Consider the following 15,503-nt stretch of genomic DNA (forward strand, 5'->3'; position numbering starts at 1 on the left):
GGGGGTTAGCGGCGACGGCCGAAGCCTTGAGTGCGTCCCGCGACGCGGTACTGCCGGTCAAGCCACTGGCTTTGCCGGGCCAGCGCGTGTTGGTAGCCGATGACGACGCCCACGAGCACGCCGAGCGGGAAGGTGCTGAGGAACACCACCGAAACGAGCACCGTCATGCCGACTGCCGTCCTTCGCTGTCGTCGCTGGCAGCGGCAACCACGGCGTCGACGGTTGCCTCGTCGACGCCGTCCTGTTCGGCGCGCAACGATTTCATGCGGGCCTCCGCGAGTGCCCGCAGCAGATTCATCTGCGTCTCGGGCAGCCCGCCGGCCTGCTTCCACAAGACGCGTAGCGTCGTGACCTCGACAGCATCAGTGATCTCGTCGTGCAGCTGCGCTGTGATGGCATCGACGTCGACCGGGGTGCCGTGCTGGTCCCGGTCGGTCTCATCGATGCCCGTGCCGACCGATTGCGGCACACCGTCTTGGACATCTCCCTCGCCCTGGTTCGGCGAGTTCACCAGGGTGACGCGTACGAGTGCGTCGGTCTGGCCCTTGTTGTAGAGCGACAGCCCGAACTGGTCACCCAAGGCGATGGCGCACCGCTTCTTGGCGGTACTGATAGCCGCCTTCATCGCCAGGTCGTGCGCGTCGGCGCGGGTGAGGTTCGACGCGTCACCGCACGAGCCGTCTTCGTAACGGCAGACGGGGTTCCCGTCCGGGTCGCGGACGGTCAGCCGCATCACCGCGCGGTAGCAGACGTCGAATCTCCCTCGCGGCTCTTTGCCGTCCTTGGTGACGTGCTGTTGCTCGAAAACGAACTCGAGGGAGAGCAGTTCGAAGTCGAAGTGGCCGAATCCGAACGTCCGGACCAGGTGGGCGAGCACGTCCTGCTGCGGCAGGTACGACTTTTGCTTGTCATCTCGTGCGATGCGATTGACGTTGATCGGTCGAAGCAGCTGCTCGACCTGGTGGGCAGTGAAAGGCATGAGAGGTCTCCACAGAGAGGTCGCTCACCGTGCGGAGCGACCCCAGAAGTCGTGACAAGAGGGAAAGTGCAGGTCAGGCCGCGATCAATGCGCGGCCGCCGGGTCTGAGGCCAGCCTTGTAGGCGGCCCAGTAGTTGCTGCGGGCGTCGCCGCAGCGCTGGCAGCGGCATGCGTAGGCGACGTAGCCGCCGGAGTAGTCGCCGTGCTGGCAGCGTTCGTCCAGAGATGTCAGGTAGCCGTCGATGACGGCGCGGTTCGCGCGGCGACGCTGCATGCGCTCGCGCTGTAACCGGTTGCGGGCCTGGCGGTCGGCGATCACTGCGTCGGTCCTTCCAACGCGGGCCGGGCGACACCGAGGACAGCTGGCAGGTCGATATCGCCGCGCGCGACCATGGCCGCGATCTCCGCGACCACATCCACACCCTTCTCAGCGCTCCATGACACCACCGGGTCACCGGTCTTCACCGTCACCCCCGGCGGCAACGGCTCACCGAGCTTCTTGGCTTCCTTCGCCTCGGCGAGCAGCGAATTCGCGTACTGCGGTGTCAGCTGCGGCACCAACTCCACCACCTCCGAGACGTCCACACCGAACCGTTCGGCCAGGTACGGGGCCGCCTCGGACGGCTCGATGGAGAACTCGGTGCGGCCTTCGGCTACGCGGACCGCGCCGAGGCGGACACGACGCCCGTCCTCGGTGCGGCGTGTGGATGTCGCGATGCGGGTGGTGCCTGTCTCTTCCTCCCGCGCCATCTGCTGCTTGAGCGCCTTCTCGCCAGCGGCGGCGGCCGCACGGATGGCCGCTATGTAGGCGATCAGGTCGTGCAGCTTCGGTTCCGGCCGGGATGCGGGCGCGGTCACGGCTGCCATCCCAGCCAGTGGGCGTAGGCCAATCCGGTCACCATCGCCGCGACGGCCAGCGACGTGACCAGGCACAGCACGTCGCCGCGGTCCAGCGAGCGGGGCGGTCGGGTGGGTGCGTGACGAGCGGGTGCTAGCACGCTATCATTGGGCCGACCCGTGGTTTGAGGGATCTTCATCGGGGTTCCTTCTCTTGGGAAACGGGTACAGAAGCCCCCTACCGCGCTTGAGTGTTGGCGCACGAGCGGTAGGTGGGCTTTTGTCATATCTGCCGTCACGCTCCAGCGAAACTCACATCTACGTCTCAGGTGTGAAGCGATCCGGTAACCGACACAATAATGCCCTCGGCATCCGAGTGCAACCGAACGGCAACGTACACCACGCGTAAGCCGTCTAGCTGGGATAATTCACAAACAAGGCGTGCACCGGTACGGAAACATGCATGATCGAGACCCCGGATTTCTATTGCAACTAGCCGGTAACACTGCTGCTACTCTCTCCCCATGAGTAACACGACGATCGGCCTCGAGGCGGCGCGGCAGGTCGGCGAGATCCTGCAGCGCAAGCGCGAAGGCAGGAACCTCACCCTCGACGAAGTCGCCGAACAGACCGGAATCAGCGAACGCCGACTCCGACAGATCGAGAAAGGTGAGACCCCACGCGGCGGCAGGGTCATCCCCACCCGGCTCCCGCGCGCCAAGCTGATGGACCTGTGCGACGTGCTCGGCATCGAGATGGCAACAGCCAACCGGATACTCTCACTCGCCGGGTATCAACCCCTCGATGACGTCCGGGAAGTCGTATATTTGCATGACCTCCCGGAGGACGCGCAACGCCGAATCCGGGCGCTCGCCGCGAAGTATCGCGGCCGAGCACACTGACAGGAACAAACGGACATTTCAGGGGGCGCGCACCATCATGCCGATGCATCGTCATCACGGCCACATCCCGCCGGTTCAAGGACCGACACCCAGCGCGCTCCGCACCTTCGACGCCTACCGCCGCGCCGACCGGCTCGGCCTCGAAGTGGCGTTCGAAGACCTCGAAACCGAAGCCACCTCGCTGCTGCTCCGCAACGACGGCGTCATCCTCATCGAGAAATCGCTGTGCGAGATCGAACGCCACGACGAGCTCACCCACCAACTCCAGCACCTCGAAGCATCCGCACGCCGCGACGAATCACTCGCCGACCTCGAAACCCGCGTCCGCCGCGGCACCGCGCACCGGCTCATCCCGTTCGACCCGCTCCTGGACGCCGTCTCCCTGGTCCTCGAATCCGAGAAGACCCCCAGAGCGACCAGCGTGGCCACGGTCCTCGGCGTCCAAACCGTCACGCTGCAAGACCGCTTCCGATCCTTCACCCCCACCGAACTCGCCGACGGCATCGAAGAAGTCATCAACCTGCTCGTCTGGCCGAGCATCGTCGCGGTCAAAACCACCTGCCTCCAAGACAGCAGCGGCCCCGCCTCCTGGCTGCGCCGCATCCTCCCACCCTGGCACTGACCCCGCAGGTCTACAGGACGTCCAACACGTCCGGTGGAGGCAGCTCCCGCGCGCACCACGCCGCCGATTCGGCAGCCAACGCGCCCGCCGCCTCCACCACCTCCACATCAGGGCTCGCGTCCACGTCGGTCAGCTCACGCGCGAGATCGTCCACATCGGCGTCGTCATCCTGCACGCCCATGCGCCAACACCACGCCCTTCTCCGGTCAGACGTGCGGACATCACGCACCGCCGCGGCCACCAACCTCCGACGAAAAGACTCGCCCCGCAACACCATCGGCCGCAATGGCACTTCCGCACTACCGCGCCCGGAAGTGCCACAACAATCGGCCCCGGCCTGCGGCGACACGATCCCTGTCGGATAGCTCCCGCACCATAAACGGGCACCACCCGCGCAGCGAAGGGACCGCCCTATGACCCACGCCACCCGCACACCACGCCCCTACGGCGACGGCGGTCCTCTCCTCCCATACCCCGCCCCCATCGACGCCACCCGCGCCTGCGGGCATTGGAGCGGCCACTCCTGTCGCGGCTGCCAGCACTGCACCGCCTGCACCGGCTGCACATGCGGTGAAGCCGAACGAGATTGACGAGGCACCCTTAACGGCCGTTAAGGTGAACTCCTGATCGGAACCCTTAACGGCCGTTAAGGCGCGGCAGCGTATCCGCTGCACACGCACACTCTCCCCAAACTGGCGACGGACACGCATGATTGGCGCGCCGTCGGGGCGCGCAGTTCGTTCCCGAGTTGTGCAAAACTGAGCGCCGAACACGCGCCAGCGCTCATGGGAGGCAATCTGTTGACCACCACCCTCGAATTACCGAAGCCCTACGTCATCACCCTGGGCAATCTGAAAGGCGGCGTCGGGAAGACCACCACGGCATTCTTCCTCGCCTGCTACTTCGCGCAGAAGCACGACAAGAAGGTGCTCGTCGTGTGCGCCGACCCGCTCAGCCAGACCGGATACTCCTGGTACACGCTGCTCACCGAGGCGGGCGTAGCGGTCCCGTTCGATCTCATCCACTTCCCGTCACGGTTCATGGCCAGCTGCATCAAGGACAACGCCGCCAAGGGCTACGAGGTGATCATCGTCGATGCCGGCGGTGAATCCGCGGAGATCCTGAAGGGCGCGATCCCCGAGAGCGACGACGTGATCCTGATCGCGGGCGCGACGGGCGCGGACATGAAGCGCATCCCCCCGACCTTCGTAGCAGCCGAAGAGGCCACCAGGAACGTCACCCGCGACATCGGGGTGTACGTGCTGATGACGAAATGCCCCGTCACGATGAAGGGTGGCCGCAACGTCTCCAGCGAGTACCTGAAGTACCGCCGCCGCGCCGAAGAGACCGGCTACGACGTATTCGACACCTACATCAGCAACTGGAAGTGGTATCGCGAAGCCGCCGACGGCGACATCGGCGACGGAGCCGAGAACCCCATCGAGGACCTGGGCGAGTACGAGAAGGTCGGCGAAGAACTCGTGGCACGCTTCCGGACCGACGCCGACGCTGAGATGGTGAGCGCCTGATGCCTCCACAGCGCCGTAAGGGACTGGGCGGCAATACCGCGTCCAACGACACCCCCAAGACTCTCCAGGCAACCACGCCGCCCGTCTCGCCGTACCGCGACGCGCAATGGCCAGCGAGCGGGAATCTCGCCGTCGTCCCCACGCCGGAAGCGCCTTCCACGGCGGTCCCTGCCGAGGGGCAGGTCGTCAAGCTGCCGGTCGGCGAGGTCGCCCGGAATCCGCGGAACCCACGCCGTCCTCACCCGGACGTCACCGATCTCGAATCCATCAGGGAGAAGCAGCTCCAGGCCGGGCGGGGTGTCACCCGCGCCGCCTACCTCCGCTTGTACCCCGAGGATGAGGCAAAGATCGGCGACGCCGAGCACGTCGCGGTTCTCGGTTGTCGTCGTCACCTCGCGTGCGAGAAGTACGACGTTCCGACCTACGAGATGGTCATCGACGATTCGATGGCGGAGAGTCGTGCCACGCTGCGCGCGTGGGCGTTGCGAGAGAATATCGACCGCAAGAGCCTCGACGTCGTCGAAGAGGCCGAAGCCTTGAAGCAGCAGGTTGCGGAGTTGGGCTCGCAGGCGGAGGCCGCACGGTCGATCGGCCGGACAGAAGCGTTCGTCTCTCAACGCCTTCGTCTCCTGAAGCTCGTCCCGGAAATGCTCGAGAAGTTGCGGGCCGGAGAGATCGCCATCGAGGAGGCTCGCAACCTCGCGTTGGTCCCTGCCCCCGAACAGGTGGCGCGCTGGATGACCGCCCAGCTCGCCAAACTCGACGCCGACCCGGACGCCGACGCTGAACCGCAGCCGAAGCCGTCGAAGCCGCGGGCGGGCGTCGTTCAGATCGCGAAGGCCCTCAAACGGTGGAACGCCGAACCGGACGTCCTCGCCGTCGCGATCGGCTCCGAGCTGGAACCCGCCCAGATCCGCGTCGTAGTCGACAAGCTGACCGAGCAACTACAGCCGGCCGACGAGACGCCTTAACGGCCGTTAAGGGCAATGGAAGGGCGGACGCCCCCGCGCGCACGATGCGAGCGGGGGCGTCGCTATGTGGTCACCGGCGGGTGCGAAATCGAGTCGGCGGCGCGATCCGGACCCGCACTCTCGGTTTCTGCGGGCGTAGGTCTATGCCGCTGAGCGAGTGCCCGCGACCAGTCAGCCAGTGCACCAGGTCGAGCAGATCGCCGGTGTGGTGGATGATGGCCGCGCCCTCCCTCGACGCGGTGCGCCGCACGGTGACGTAGTCGCCGCACTTCTCGTTCCAGGCGTCGACGTCGCTCGCCAGGTCGTCGAACGTCTTGGCCCGCGCGGTCACGACGCCAGCCCTTCCCGCGCGGCCGCGGCCTGGGCGTCGAACTGGGCGGCGGCCGCGGCCTGGCGGTCCCGTTCGGCGATCAACTCCGCGATCCGCTTATCGATCGAGGCGGCTTCGGCCCGCTTCCTGTCACCCTCGATGGGCGCTTGGCGGGCGACGCTGGCGCGGTGGAGTTGGTCGAGGTCCGGGCGTGCGAGGAAGTGCAGCAGCAGCGCCCGCACGATCGCCGCGACCCGCTCGGTGGTGCGTGGCGGGGCCTGCCGGGTGTTGTTGAGGTACCCGGTCGGTTCCCACACGTTGATGCGCCACCCGCTGATCTCGCCGACGGTGTCGGCGTTGATGCCGTGCGTCGCGCCGACGATGGTGATGCCGTTGACGACCGGCAGCTTGGGGTATTCGTTGCGGAAGCGGTGCCCTCGGCTGCCGTCGTCTTCCCCGTAGATCACGCCGAGCCGGGCGGGCCGGTCGGCTAGGTGCGCGTCGTCGATCACCACGGTGAATGTGCCGTTCGCGCGGCGGCTGGCCACGTCGTAGTAGACCCGCGCATTCTCGAGGTCCGCCCGCTCGGTCATGTACACGGTGCCGAATTCGCCGATGTCGAGCGGGAGGCCGGGCGGGTTCTCCCGCTCCCGCCGGGCGTCCCGCTTCCCCTGCGACTGCTGGACGATCAGCGGCCCGAGCAGCCGCGCGAGCTCGGTCACCGGCTGCCCTTCTGTCACGGTGACGGTTCCGGCGTCGGTGTCCATTCCGGCGCGGTCCGGGGCGTCGGTGTGAGCGACGCGCAGCCCCAGCTTCCCGGCTTGCTCGACCAGGTTCTCCCACAGCATCCCGGTCGGGTCCTCCACGGCCGGAGCGGGCACTGTCTCCGCGCCGTCGATGGGGTCGGTCATCGAGATGTCGAACACCGACGACATGATCCAGCCGCGCAGCTCCTCCTCACCGGCGTCGTTGCGGCCGACACTCGGCACACAGATCTTCAGCCCGAGCTGGTTCGGCTTCCGGCCGCGCTTGCGCCACTCGTCCTTGGTGTCGATGTCGGTGAGGGTGATGCCGCGAGCGGCGGCCTGCTGGAAGACGAGCATCTGATTGCGCAGGCTGTAACCGAGGAACCGCGGCGATCCCGTCCGCTGCGCGTGCGTTACGACCTGCTCGACGGTCTGCGGGTCTTTCAGGCCGTCGTCGGCGGCGGCGTTCCGGGCGGCGTCGGCTGCCGCGAAGGCCGCCTTCTCTTCCTCGGTGTAGGTCTTGCGGCTGCGCCGCTTCTTCGCCGGGCTCACAGCTGCACCGCCTCATCTGCCGCGATGCCCTCGGCCAGGATGCGCGCGAATTCCGCTGCCTGGTCCGGGGCCACGTCCATCGTCAACCGCACTGCCCACTCGAGCGCCCCAGTGTCGGGGTTGTAGTAGTTGCGGCCGATGTCGCCCTGGACGCACAGCAGGCCGCCGCGTCGCGGGTGCCCGTAGATGTTGTTGGCGGTGTCGAATGCCCGCACGCCGAGGTGTTCGGCGATCGTCCGCATCAGCTGCTTGCGGGCTTCGATGACGGCGATCGCGCGCTCCCGCTGCTGCTTGGCCGCGGCCCACGTCGCGGTGTAGCCGTGTGGGCCGTCCAGAATGCGCCGCCGGATGTCGGCGACGATCTTGGCGTCCGCGCGGTCCCACGCCACGGTGGCGGTGAATGCGGTCGGCAGCCCGTCCGGGATCTTCAGCTGCTGGAGGTTGCCGGTGAACCGGATGCGCGGCGAGCCGTCGCCGGGGTCAGTGAATCCACGCAGCAGCAACTGCTGGCTGTTCGGCCCGTTCAGGCTGATGTCGCTGGCCTGGTCGCCGCGCCCGGCCGACCAGCCTTCCCCGACGAGCGGGGCGAGTCCACACGCACGCGCGTAGACCTGTGCGGGGGTGATCCTGCCCATGGCAGGTCCTCACTTTCTCTTGAGAAACACCCCGGCTGGTAGTTGGCGCTACCAGCGGGGCGGGTTTCGTGGGTTGGCGTCTCACCAACCAACCACAACGTTACTGTCAATCAATAGAGTGTTCAACTATTTCTTGCTGCGTAGGTAGCGGCGCACCACCGGCGCATGCCACACCCACCAGCGGCCGTCGATCTGCCGAATCGGCTGCGGCGCACCGGAATCCGGATCGTGCACCCACTTCAGCCACGTCGCTTCCGTCACGCCCGCCTCGTCCGCGCACCGCGCGGTCGTCCACTCATTGCGCTTGAGCTTCGACTCATCCAGCACGCGCGGCTTCCAGTTGCCGTAACCAGGCCGGTTCTGCGCCCACGTCAACACATCGGCCGGCAGCCAGAACCGCCGCCACTGCTGCGCTTCGGGCACCTTCGACGCCGGTACCGGGTCCGGAGCCGGGTTCGTCTGCGTCTTCTCCGCGACAGCGTTGTTCCACGCGCCTTCGCTGATACCGACCTCCTCGGCGCACTCCCGCGCGTCCCACAGGCCCGGCACGCTCGGCAGCTCCCGCGTGCCCGTTCCCGGCCGGTTCTCCGCCCACCGCCGCACCGTCGAGGAGAACCACACCACCCGGCCGTCCTTCTTCATGGGAGCCGCGTCGGGCGCGGGGTTCGTCTTCGTCTTGCTGGCCACGTACCTGCGCCACGCGGCTACCGTGAGCGCCTTGCCGGTGATCTCCTCGACCAGCGCGACGCACTCCTCGGCGGTCAGCAGTTCGTCATTCTCCACGGCATCCATACGCGGCACGTTACACGCACTCGGTAGGAAGTATCGGTGGGTCGGGCGTGGCGGCCCAGTCGGCTGTGTCCGTGACGCGGCACGGCGGTACGCGCCTGGCGGTCGGGCAGGGCCTGCGCGGCCCTGCCCTCCCCGCGGGGCGGTGATCATCGTCAACATCGGGGTTCCTTCCAGGTCGTCGGGGGGAGTTGGCACTACCCCTCACACCAAACGATACGGTGACAATATAGGGAGTTCAAATACTCCCCGGGGGAAGCCCCATCCCGCTGCGGGGTGGGGCTTCCTGGTAGCGCTTGGCTCTACTGGTGGATCCACAGGTCTGTCGCGGCCTCGAACACGGTGCGCAACTCGCGCGGGTCCTTCACACCGCGCTCGATCGTGCTGGCCTCGAACCCTCGAGCGCGCACGTTGCCCACCTCGAGGGTCCAGGTCCCGTCCTCGGCCTCGGTCACCCGCGCGGCGTCGACGCGCCGCCCGACCCTGGTAGCGAGCCGGAACGCCACCCCATCGATCAGGGCGACGAACAGGTAGGCGTCGATCATGCCCGTGAGCAGGTTCTGCGCGGCGGCGGCGGTGGTGATCGCGGGGTTGTCGGCGAGTGCGATCAGGGCGCGACCGGCGGTGCTGGTGTCGGTGATCTTCATCGGGGTCCTTTCCTCGGTGGGGGTGGTTGGCGTCCACCCCTCCCCCGCAATATTACAGTCACTAGGTAGTGAGTTCAATGGTGAAACTCGGAAGAAACTTCTACCGGTTCGGGTTGAACTCTCTACATTGTGACTGTAATGTAGTTGGTGTTAGGAGGTGGACAACCGAGAGTCACCCCAACACCACGACACGGGAGGAGGTGGACACCACAACCACCACCTCCCGGGAAGGAACCCCAATGTTCAAGATCACCGACGCCCAGGTTCACGCGATCCAGACCGCGTTCGACGAGAACGGGATCGACGCCAAGGTCGACCCGAACTACACCGGACGCAACATGTACGACGAGACCTGCTTCGGGGTGGTCACCTCCACCAAGATCAGCGTGGTCGCGGTGCGCGTGGCCGCCGTACTGGCCCAGGCCGAGTACGGCGACAACGCCAGCCTCGAGAAGATCGAAACCACGCTGATGGAGATGGACGAGGCGACCGACAGCATGGGGACCGACACCATCGTGTACTGGACCAACGTCAAGCACGTGGACGTCGAGACCGAGTAACCGGGAAGCCGGGGGCGGGGCACCCAACCCACCCCCGGCGCACCACCTACCAGCGGCCCGCCCCTACCAGGGGGCGGGCCGCCTGCGGCTGTCCACCCGCAGGGCGGCGGCGAGCCCATCGCACCGCCCTAGCCCGACCCCGCACCGTGCGGCCGGGGCCAGGCGCGCCGTAGGCGGACGTTCCCCGCGGGGGTGCCCTTGTGGTCCAGGCGCAGGCGCTCGGACCGCCCAGGGCGCGCCTGGACCCCTCGCGCTCCGCCGACTGGGCAGCCCTCGCGCCGCACGGGGACAGCGCAGGACCCGCCCCTGGTAGGGGGCGGGTCCTCGACGGCGGTGGGCTAGAGGCCCAGCTCCGACTTCAGCGCCTCGACCTGCTCGCCGGTCGGCCTGGTCGAGAACGGCTTGCTGTGCGCCCAGGCCGCGACGTGCATCGCCAGGGTGAACGCTTCGATCGTGTCGTCGGTGAGCAGCCGGGCGATGTCGCGGACCTTCTGATCGGCCTCGGCGCGGTAGCGCATCACGCTCGCGGAGACGTCGACGGGGAAGCCGAACGCCGCCAGGCGCGCGTTGGCGAGCATCACCGCGAACAGGGCGGCGGGGTTGGCGGTGGTCTTGGCGCTGATCATCGAGGTTCCTTTCTGTGCTGGGGTGGTTGGCGTCCACCCCCTGACACCTGCAACATTACAGGCACATGATAGTGAGTTCAACAATTGAGAAGCGGGCTGTGTGGCGGGTTGTTGGGTGAAAGGGCCGCCCCTGGTAGGGGCGGCCCTTCGTACCTACTGGATGTGCATCGCGTACAACACGCGCACCCGGTCGAGGATCGCGAAGATCCCCTTGACGACCTTGCCGTCGCTGAACGTCGACGTGATCGTCCCGTTCGCCCGGACCTTGTTCTTCGCGAGCACGATGTGCACCGCTCCCAAGGCGATCAACTCCTCGTTGATCAGGCCGACCTCCACGCGCGCCAGGTACTCGACCAAGTCGCGCCCAGTGTTGGGGCTCTTGGCTGCCACCTCGTCCAGCTTGGCCTGGATGGCATCCCAGGTGGCGGGGCGGTTGGTCTCGATCATCGGGGTTCCTTTCCGGGGAGGTGGGTGGCTTGGCGTCCACCTCCTCCCGCTTTCTCTGGTAACCGGGGTGGCTGCTCCGTCCACCCCCTGGCACCCGTGACATTACAGTCACTTGGTAGGGAGTTCAACATGTAGATCAAAAGAAAATTCATCAGTGGAACTGTTGAGATAACTACATAGTGCCTGTAACGTACGGGGTGTTGGGGGTGGACCCGCCACCCCGCCAAGGAAAGGAACCCCGATGTACACGCTCAACAACACGCAGACCCGCGGTTTGGGTGACGGGCGGGTTCTGCGCTGGGGCGACGCCGCGCACGAGGACGTCGAGCAGGGGTGATCCCGTCGCCGGGGCGCACAGCAGCTCGCCCGCGCTTCGGCGGCGAACGAGCAGACGCCCCGGCCGGGGCACCATCAACCAGTCAAACCGGGGGCGCGGTAGCGCCAACTGCCTGCGCCCCTTCCCTACGAAGGAATCTCGCATGATCAGCAACGCCATCACGCGCCTGCGCGCAGAGTTCGCCGACCAGCCCCGCATCGTCGCCGGTGACGACACTGGCCCCGACAGCATCGACCTGGCCGAGGTTCACGCCGCCTTGGCCGCCCGCGCCGAGCGCTACGGCGCCACGCCCGCCGTGGGCGACTGGGTGTGGATGCGGGCCGACGACACCATGCACCGCATCGCGCGCCTCGAGGGCGGCTACGCCGCCTTCGGTGACGTCCTCACCACCGAGGGTGACCTCGAGGGCAACTTCTACCTGTCCGACACCGGCGAGATGCGCTACTTCGGCGGCACCCGCCGCGGCGTCCCCGCCTCCACGCTGCGCCGGACCCTCGAGGTCGCGCCGACGTGGGTATGGCGGCACCACCACGGGACGCACGCGGTGGTCAACATCGCGGTCGACGTCGTGGTGTGGCAGTCCACCTACCAGGGGCGATGACCGCCGGAAATGAATCCGGAGAAGATGTTGAATACACTATAGATTGACTGTAATGTAGGTGGTGTGAGGGGGACGGGGAAGCGCCAACGACCCCGCCCCCGGCACGCCGACCGAAAGGAAACCCCGAATGGCCCACCCGCTCGACACCCTCGGCCTCGTCCGCGACCGGCAGGTAGTCCAGCAGCGCCGGGCAGTGATCGCCCGCGCACTCGCCCATATCGCCACCACCGACAACGCCACCGTCGTCGCCCAGCTGCTCGCCGCCGACATTCGCCTGCACGATCACCTCCGCCGCGACCCCCTGGCCCTGATCCAGACACTGCACGACGGCATGTACGCCGCCGACGCCCACTTCGTCGCCGCGTACTTCGGTGCCCGGCAGGTCCTCCAGGCCGCCGGTCAGCCCACCGCCTGACCGATCCCCCCCTCGCCGGGGCGCGGGTAGCGCCAACTACCCCGCCCCGGCCCCCGAGAGAAGGACGTTCTCATGCTCATCACCCCCGTGCGCCCCGGCGCGCTCAGCCCCTGCGTGTTCGACCAGGCCGACGCCGACGAGGTCGCCGCCCGCATGGCCGCCCGCGCCCGCAACTACCCCGGCCCTGCCGCCGGTGACTGGGTGGAGCTGCACGACCGCAGCCTGTACCGCCTCGCCGACACCGGCCGCCTCGCCCGCCACCCCAAATTCGCCCGCAACCCCCACGACTTCTACCTCGAATCCGACGGGCTCATGAACTACGGGCACAGCGGATGGGAGCGCGGCGTCCCCCTCGAAGTCCTGCGCCGCACCGGCCAGACCTTGCCCGGCCGCGCCCAGATGCTGCACGTCGGCCCCGGCCGGACCCGCACCGTCGCGTTCACCCTCGACCTGCCCGTGTGGCGCTGCCCGCGCCTGCGCCACCAGTAACCCACCACCCCGAGTCGACCACGCCCCCGCCGACCACCGGCGGGGGCGGAGAGGAAGCACGTCATGACCAGCACCCAGCGCCCCCGCGTCACCGCCCACGCCCGCGCCGCCAGCCTCCACGGCGGCCGCGCCCTCAATCAAGACGCGTGGGACTGCCGCACCTACGCCCACACCAGCGTCACCGGATTCGCCAGCGGCTACCGTGTCGCGGCCGTCGCCGACGGCCTCGGCTGGCACGACGGCTCCGGCTACGTCGCCTACGCCGCCGCCCGCATGGCGTGCGCGCTGGCCGCCGCCGAGGACTTCAGCGACGACCTGCCCCACCTGATCCGCACCGTCGCCGCCGCCCTGCCCGAGGTCGGCCAGTACGCCCGCTCCGAGGACTACGACGACGATTACGCCCAAGCCCTCGAGGGCTTCGGTGACCGCGCCCCACTCGGCTACAACGACGCCCCGTTCCCCGATACCACCCTGGTCGTGGCGACCGTGGACGAGTACAGCGGCGACGTCCATGTGGCGTGGTCGGGAGACAGCCGCGCCTACGTCCTCACCGAGAGCGGCCGACTCGTCCAGCTCACCACCGACCACAACGAAGCGTTCACCGACGGCGACCTCACGAAGGGCTCCGGCGCCCTGGTGCGCACCCTCGCGACGGCCGCCGTGAACCGCCATGGCCCGCAGGGCAATCAGTGGGTCGCCTGGTCGAGTGAGGAGTTCCGGCCGCGCCGGGTGCTGCTGTGCACCGACGGCGTGCACGGCCCCCTCGAGGATGTCGAGATCGCCGCGATTCTCGAGTCCACGGCCGGTGCCACCGAGGCGGCCGAGCGGCTGACTTCGGCGGCGGTCGCAGCGGCCGGTGCGGGCGCGGACAACGCGACCGCGCTGGTCATCGACATCAAACCCGCACAGTGACACGTGTGGGGGTGGGAAACGCCAACAACCCGCCCCCACGGAAAGGAACCCCGATGGCCGTCATCGTCTACATCGCCGACACCGAATACCACCTGGTCGTGAAGTCCGAGGACGAACTGATCCTCACCGGCACGCGCGGCGCGGAATACCCCGGCACCCGCGACCCCGCCGACCCCACCCTCTACACCTTCAACTACCGCAACGGACGCCCGCTCAAGACCCGCCACACCAACAAGCCGGTCCGCATGCGCCACATCGACGGCCGCTACGTCGCCGCCCTCATCTACACCGCCTACATCGACGCGGGCGGCGGCCGGACCCGCCAGATCACCTTCGAGGCCACCGGATACCGCGACGCCGTCGCCATCGCCGAACGCCACGCCAACCGCCGGCCCATCCGCCGCCTGATCTAACCCCACCACCGTGCGGGCCGGGAGCGCCAACTCCCGCCCGCCGGACCCCCACGGAGGAAACCCTGATGACCACCAGCACCACCACCCTCGAGCCCGCGACCACCGCCGACCTCCGGCGCGGCGACATCGTCCACCTCCACGGCATGCGCCTGTACCTGGACACCGACCCGCGCACCTTCACCGGCACCGGCGGCCGTGCCGTGCACTACGTCGACGCCGAGATCACCAACTTCGACCACCTGGTCGCGCTCGCCGAGACCGACCCGCTCACCGCCGGACTGATCGTGTCCACCTGCCGCGACGGCCGCTACCCGCTCCAAGGCCACGGCGGCCGCCGATGGCAGCGCGAACCCCGCGCCTAAATCCTCAGCCACGTCCAGGCGGGACGCCGGCGTGCGTCCCGCCTCCCCCGGAGGTCCGAACACCATGCAGCACACGACAATCCGCCCACAAGGCGTACAGCCGCCCGAACTCCTCCCGTCCCGCTTCCGGGTGACGCGCACCGACCGCGACGGCACCGAATCGTGGACCGGCAGCGCCACCGAGCTGGAGACCGCACTGCGCCGCGCCATCCACATGACCGGCTGCACCATCGAAGCCCACCGCGACGGCGGGGCCACCATCGTCCGCACGGTGCCCAAAGCCGCCTGGGACGTCGACGGCATCACCCTGCGCTACAAGCCGATCATCCCCGCCAACCTCACTGAGCAGCGCAGCGCCGACCTGCGCATCATCGCCCGCGAGCCCTGGGTCCGTCGCGACGGCCGCGGCCTGACCACGCCCCGCTACGAGATCCCGCCCGCCGCGACCGCGCGCCTGTTCGCCCGCGGCCTGGTCACCGAGGACGCCGTGACCGGGGACGTCGGCGTGAGCATCGTCGCCCGCCTGGCGCTGCTCGCCGACGAGCACCGCACCCGGACCACGCAGCCACGCGGCTCTACCACCACAGCGCTGAGTACATCGGCCGCGACCGACATGGCGGCCGGATCTATGACGGCTCGAGCTGGGCGGGCTGCTCCTGCAAGCAGTTGTCGGAGTACACCGACCACCGTGCGGGAGCCGCCCGCGCGGCCCGCCGCCACCGGCAGGAGGCCGCGGCCTCGATGCTCGATGCCTTGTTCACCCGGGCTACGCAGGGACTATGAGGCACCTCGAAAAATATAGTTGAACTCACTATGACATGA

At 68.1% G+C, this 15,503-nt stretch carries 25 protein-coding genes; 12 read left to right on the forward strand and 13 right to left on the reverse strand.

Translation table 11 applies throughout. The features are described from left to right. Positions 1 to 5: 5 nt before the first annotated feature. The 5 genes from QJS31_RS34285 to QJS31_RS34305 form a co-directional block, all read right to left on the reverse strand. Positions 6 to 167 (reverse strand): hypothetical protein, encoded by a 162-nt coding sequence (locus QJS31_RS34285; RefSeq protein WP_306358734.1) that lies wholly within the window; start codon positions 165 to 167, stop codon positions 6 to 8. Beyond that, positions 164 to 979, reverse strand: coding sequence for a Rad52/Rad22 family DNA repair protein (locus QJS31_RS34290; RefSeq protein WP_306358735.1), 816 nt, complete (start codon positions 977 to 979; stop codon positions 164 to 166). The genes QJS31_RS34285 and QJS31_RS34290 overlap by 4 nt, the downstream gene beginning before the upstream one ends. Before the next feature lie 73 nt (positions 980 to 1,052). After that, the gene (locus QJS31_RS34295) at positions 1,053 to 1,298 is read right to left on the reverse strand and encodes a hypothetical protein (protein ID WP_306358736.1); all 246 of its coding nucleotides are present in this window, start codon (positions 1,296 to 1,298) and stop codon (positions 1,053 to 1,055) included. Then, on the reverse strand, positions 1,295 to 1,837 hold the full coding sequence (locus QJS31_RS34300; protein WP_306358737.1) for a hypothetical protein: 543 nt from the start codon (positions 1,835 to 1,837) through the stop codon (positions 1,295 to 1,297). Before QJS31_RS34300 ends, QJS31_RS34295 begins: the two co-directional genes overlap by 4 nt. Beyond that, positions 1,834 to 1,977, reverse strand: a complete 144-nt coding sequence (locus QJS31_RS34305; RefSeq protein ID WP_306358738.1) for a hypothetical protein — start codon at positions 1,975 to 1,977, stop codon at positions 1,834 to 1,836. The genes QJS31_RS34300 and QJS31_RS34305 overlap by 4 nt, the downstream gene beginning before the upstream one ends. Before the next feature lie 363 nt (positions 1,978 to 2,340). On the opposite strand from QJS31_RS34305, the gene QJS31_RS34310 reads away from it, so the two are divergent. Both QJS31_RS34310 and QJS31_RS34315 read left to right on the forward strand, forming a co-directional pair. Further along, entirely contained in the window at positions 2,341 to 2,718 is a 378-nt protein-coding gene (locus tag QJS31_RS34310; protein ID WP_306358739.1) for a RodZ family helix-turn-helix domain-containing protein, read from the forward strand. A 43-nt stretch (positions 2,719 to 2,761) separates the two neighbouring features. Then, the gene (locus tag QJS31_RS34315) at positions 2,762 to 3,340 is read left to right on the forward strand and encodes a hypothetical protein (protein WP_306358740.1); all 579 of its coding nucleotides are present in this window, start codon (positions 2,762 to 2,764) and stop codon (positions 3,338 to 3,340) included. A 10-nt stretch (positions 3,341 to 3,350) separates the two neighbouring features. On the opposite strand, the gene QJS31_RS34320 is transcribed toward QJS31_RS34315, so the two are convergent. Then, the gene (locus QJS31_RS34320; protein ID WP_306358741.1) at positions 3,351 to 3,521 is read right to left on the reverse strand and encodes a hypothetical protein; all 171 of its coding nucleotides are present in this window, start codon (positions 3,519 to 3,521) and stop codon (positions 3,351 to 3,353) included. A gap of 619 nt (positions 3,522 to 4,140) precedes the next feature. Between QJS31_RS34320 and QJS31_RS34325 the strand changes: the two genes are divergently transcribed. Next, positions 4,141 to 4,869 carry a ParA family protein gene (locus tag QJS31_RS34325; protein ID WP_306358742.1) on the forward strand — a complete coding sequence of 243 codons (729 nt, stop codon included), beginning with the start codon at positions 4,141 to 4,143 and terminating at the stop codon, positions 4,867 to 4,869. Next, a complete protein-coding gene (locus QJS31_RS34330; RefSeq protein WP_306358743.1) occupies positions 4,869 to 5,840 on the forward strand; it encodes a peptide transporter in 972 nt (323 codons plus the stop codon). The genes QJS31_RS34325 and QJS31_RS34330 overlap by 1 nt, the downstream gene beginning before the upstream one ends. A gap of 70 nt (positions 5,841 to 5,910) precedes the next feature. On the opposite strand, the gene QJS31_RS34335 is transcribed toward QJS31_RS34330, so the two are convergent. From QJS31_RS34335 to QJS31_RS34355, 5 genes are all read right to left on the reverse strand, one after another. Next, complete coding sequence (locus tag QJS31_RS34335) at positions 5,911 to 6,171, reverse strand: hypothetical protein (protein ID WP_306358744.1); 261 nt, start codon at positions 6,169 to 6,171, stop codon at positions 5,911 to 5,913. After that, complete coding sequence (locus tag QJS31_RS34340; RefSeq protein ID WP_306358745.1) at positions 6,168 to 7,448, reverse strand: hypothetical protein; 1,281 nt, start codon at positions 7,446 to 7,448, stop codon at positions 6,168 to 6,170. Before QJS31_RS34340 ends, QJS31_RS34335 begins: the two co-directional genes overlap by 4 nt. Then, positions 7,445 to 8,083: a hypothetical protein gene (locus QJS31_RS34345; RefSeq protein WP_306358746.1), complete on the reverse strand. Its 639-nt coding sequence runs from the start codon at positions 8,081 to 8,083 to the stop codon at positions 7,445 to 7,447. Before QJS31_RS34345 ends, QJS31_RS34340 begins: the two co-directional genes overlap by 4 nt. 126 nt (positions 8,084 to 8,209) lie before the next feature. Next, positions 8,210 to 8,875 (reverse strand): hypothetical protein, encoded by a 666-nt coding sequence (locus QJS31_RS34350; protein WP_306358747.1) that lies wholly within the window; start codon positions 8,873 to 8,875, stop codon positions 8,210 to 8,212. Positions 8,876 to 9,174: 299 nt separating this feature from the next. Next, on the reverse strand, positions 9,175 to 9,519 hold the full coding sequence (locus QJS31_RS34355; RefSeq protein ID WP_306358748.1) for a hypothetical protein: 345 nt from the start codon (positions 9,517 to 9,519) through the stop codon (positions 9,175 to 9,177). A gap of 239 nt (positions 9,520 to 9,758) precedes the next feature. On the opposite strand from QJS31_RS34355, the gene QJS31_RS34360 reads away from it, so the two are divergent. Then, positions 9,759 to 10,079 (forward strand): hypothetical protein, encoded by a 321-nt coding sequence (locus QJS31_RS34360; protein WP_306358749.1) that lies wholly within the window; start codon positions 9,759 to 9,761, stop codon positions 10,077 to 10,079. Positions 10,080 to 10,417: 338 nt separating this feature from the next. Here the strand turns inward: QJS31_RS34360 and QJS31_RS34365 are convergent, their stop codons facing one another. Both QJS31_RS34365 and QJS31_RS34370 read right to left on the reverse strand, forming a co-directional pair. Continuing rightward, on the reverse strand, positions 10,418 to 10,705 hold the full coding sequence (locus QJS31_RS34365; protein WP_306358750.1) for a hypothetical protein: 288 nt from the start codon (positions 10,703 to 10,705) through the stop codon (positions 10,418 to 10,420). Between the two features lie 153 nt (positions 10,706 to 10,858). After that, positions 10,859 to 11,152: a hypothetical protein gene (locus tag QJS31_RS34370; protein ID WP_306358751.1), complete on the reverse strand. Its 294-nt coding sequence runs from the start codon at positions 11,150 to 11,152 to the stop codon at positions 10,859 to 10,861. Between the two features lie 479 nt (positions 11,153 to 11,631). On the opposite strand from QJS31_RS34370, the gene QJS31_RS34375 reads away from it, so the two are divergent. The 7 genes from QJS31_RS34375 to QJS31_RS34405 all read left to right on the forward strand — a co-directional run bounded on the left by QJS31_RS34375 (position 11,632) and on the right by QJS31_RS34405 (position 15,483). Then, positions 11,632 to 12,090: a hypothetical protein gene (locus QJS31_RS34375; protein ID WP_306358752.1), complete on the forward strand. Its 459-nt coding sequence runs from the start codon at positions 11,632 to 11,634 to the stop codon at positions 12,088 to 12,090. 127 nt (positions 12,091 to 12,217) lie between these two features. Next, a complete protein-coding gene (locus QJS31_RS34380; protein WP_306358753.1) occupies positions 12,218 to 12,505 on the forward strand; it encodes a hypothetical protein in 288 nt (95 codons plus the stop codon). A 72-nt stretch (positions 12,506 to 12,577) separates the two neighbouring features. Further along, positions 12,578 to 12,994, forward strand: a complete 417-nt coding sequence (locus QJS31_RS34385) for a hypothetical protein (RefSeq protein ID WP_306358754.1) — start codon at positions 12,578 to 12,580, stop codon at positions 12,992 to 12,994. Positions 12,995 to 13,057: 63 nt separating this feature from the next. Then, positions 13,058 to 13,906, forward strand: coding sequence for a PP2C family serine/threonine-protein phosphatase (locus tag QJS31_RS34390; protein WP_306358755.1), 849 nt, complete (start codon positions 13,058 to 13,060; stop codon positions 13,904 to 13,906). Positions 13,907 to 13,959: 53 nt separating this feature from the next. Further along, entirely contained in the window at positions 13,960 to 14,319 is a 360-nt protein-coding gene (locus QJS31_RS34395) for a hypothetical protein (RefSeq protein ID WP_306358756.1), read from the forward strand. A gap of 65 nt (positions 14,320 to 14,384) precedes the next feature. Further along, complete coding sequence (locus QJS31_RS34400; protein ID WP_306358757.1) at positions 14,385 to 14,681, forward strand: hypothetical protein; 297 nt, start codon at positions 14,385 to 14,387, stop codon at positions 14,679 to 14,681. A gap of 64 nt (positions 14,682 to 14,745) precedes the next feature. Beyond that, the gene (locus tag QJS31_RS34405) at positions 14,746 to 15,483 is read left to right on the forward strand and encodes a hypothetical protein (protein WP_306358758.1); all 738 of its coding nucleotides are present in this window, start codon (positions 14,746 to 14,748) and stop codon (positions 15,481 to 15,483) included. The last annotated feature ends 20 nt before the right edge of the window (positions 15,484 to 15,503 follow it).

The organism is Nocardia sp. CC213A, from assembly GCF_030766805.1.
GTDB lineage: Bacteria > Actinomycetota > Actinomycetes > Mycobacteriales > Mycobacteriaceae > Nocardia > Nocardia otitidiscaviarum.

Bases quoted from the DNA above. Each gene is read 5' to 3' on its own strand.
- QJS31_RS34285 (WP_306358734.1), bottom strand. From the start codon at position 167: ATGACGGTGCTCGTTTCGGTGGTGTTCCTCAGCACCTTCCCGCTCGGC.
- QJS31_RS34290 (WP_306358735.1), bottom strand. From the start codon at position 979: ATGCCTTTCACTGCCCACCAGGTCGAGCAGCTGCTTCGACCGATCAAC.
- QJS31_RS34310 (WP_306358739.1), top strand. From the start codon at position 2,341: ATGAGTAACACGACGATCGGCCTCGAGGCGGCGCGGCAGGTCGGCGAG.
- QJS31_RS34315 (WP_306358740.1), top strand. From the start codon at position 2,762: ATGCATCGTCATCACGGCCACATCCCGCCGGTTCAAGGACCGACACCC.
- QJS31_RS34320 (WP_306358741.1), bottom strand. From the start codon at position 3,521: ATGGGCGTGCAGGATGACGACGCCGATGTGGACGATCTCGCGCGTGAG.
- QJS31_RS34330 (WP_306358743.1), top strand. From the start codon at position 4,869: ATGCCTCCACAGCGCCGTAAGGGACTGGGCGGCAATACCGCGTCCAAC.
- QJS31_RS34345 (WP_306358746.1), bottom strand. From the start codon at position 8,083: ATGGGCAGGATCACCCCCGCACAGGTCTACGCGCGTGCGTGTGGACTC.
- QJS31_RS34350 (WP_306358747.1), bottom strand. From the start codon at position 8,875: ATGGATGCCGTGGAGAATGACGAACTGCTGACCGCCGAGGAGTGCGTC.
- QJS31_RS34355 (WP_306358748.1), bottom strand. From the start codon at position 9,519: ATGAAGATCACCGACACCAGCACCGCCGGTCGCGCCCTGATCGCACTC.
- QJS31_RS34360 (WP_306358749.1), top strand. From the start codon at position 9,759: ATGTTCAAGATCACCGACGCCCAGGTTCACGCGATCCAGACCGCGTTC.
- QJS31_RS34365 (WP_306358750.1), bottom strand. From the start codon at position 10,705: ATGATCAGCGCCAAGACCACCGCCAACCCCGCCGCCCTGTTCGCGGTG.
- QJS31_RS34370 (WP_306358751.1), bottom strand. From the start codon at position 11,152: ATGATCGAGACCAACCGCCCCGCCACCTGGGATGCCATCCAGGCCAAG.
- QJS31_RS34375 (WP_306358752.1), top strand. From the start codon at position 11,632: ATGATCAGCAACGCCATCACGCGCCTGCGCGCAGAGTTCGCCGACCAG.
- QJS31_RS34380 (WP_306358753.1), top strand. From the start codon at position 12,218: ATGGCCCACCCGCTCGACACCCTCGGCCTCGTCCGCGACCGGCAGGTA.
- QJS31_RS34385 (WP_306358754.1), top strand. From the start codon at position 12,578: ATGCTCATCACCCCCGTGCGCCCCGGCGCGCTCAGCCCCTGCGTGTTC.
- QJS31_RS34390 (WP_306358755.1), top strand. From the start codon at position 13,058: ATGACCAGCACCCAGCGCCCCCGCGTCACCGCCCACGCCCGCGCCGCC.
- QJS31_RS34395 (WP_306358756.1), top strand. From the start codon at position 13,960: ATGGCCGTCATCGTCTACATCGCCGACACCGAATACCACCTGGTCGTG.
- QJS31_RS34400 (WP_306358757.1), top strand. From the start codon at position 14,385: ATGACCACCAGCACCACCACCCTCGAGCCCGCGACCACCGCCGACCTC.
- QJS31_RS34405 (WP_306358758.1), top strand. From the start codon at position 14,746: ATGCAGCACACGACAATCCGCCCACAAGGCGTACAGCCGCCCGAACTC.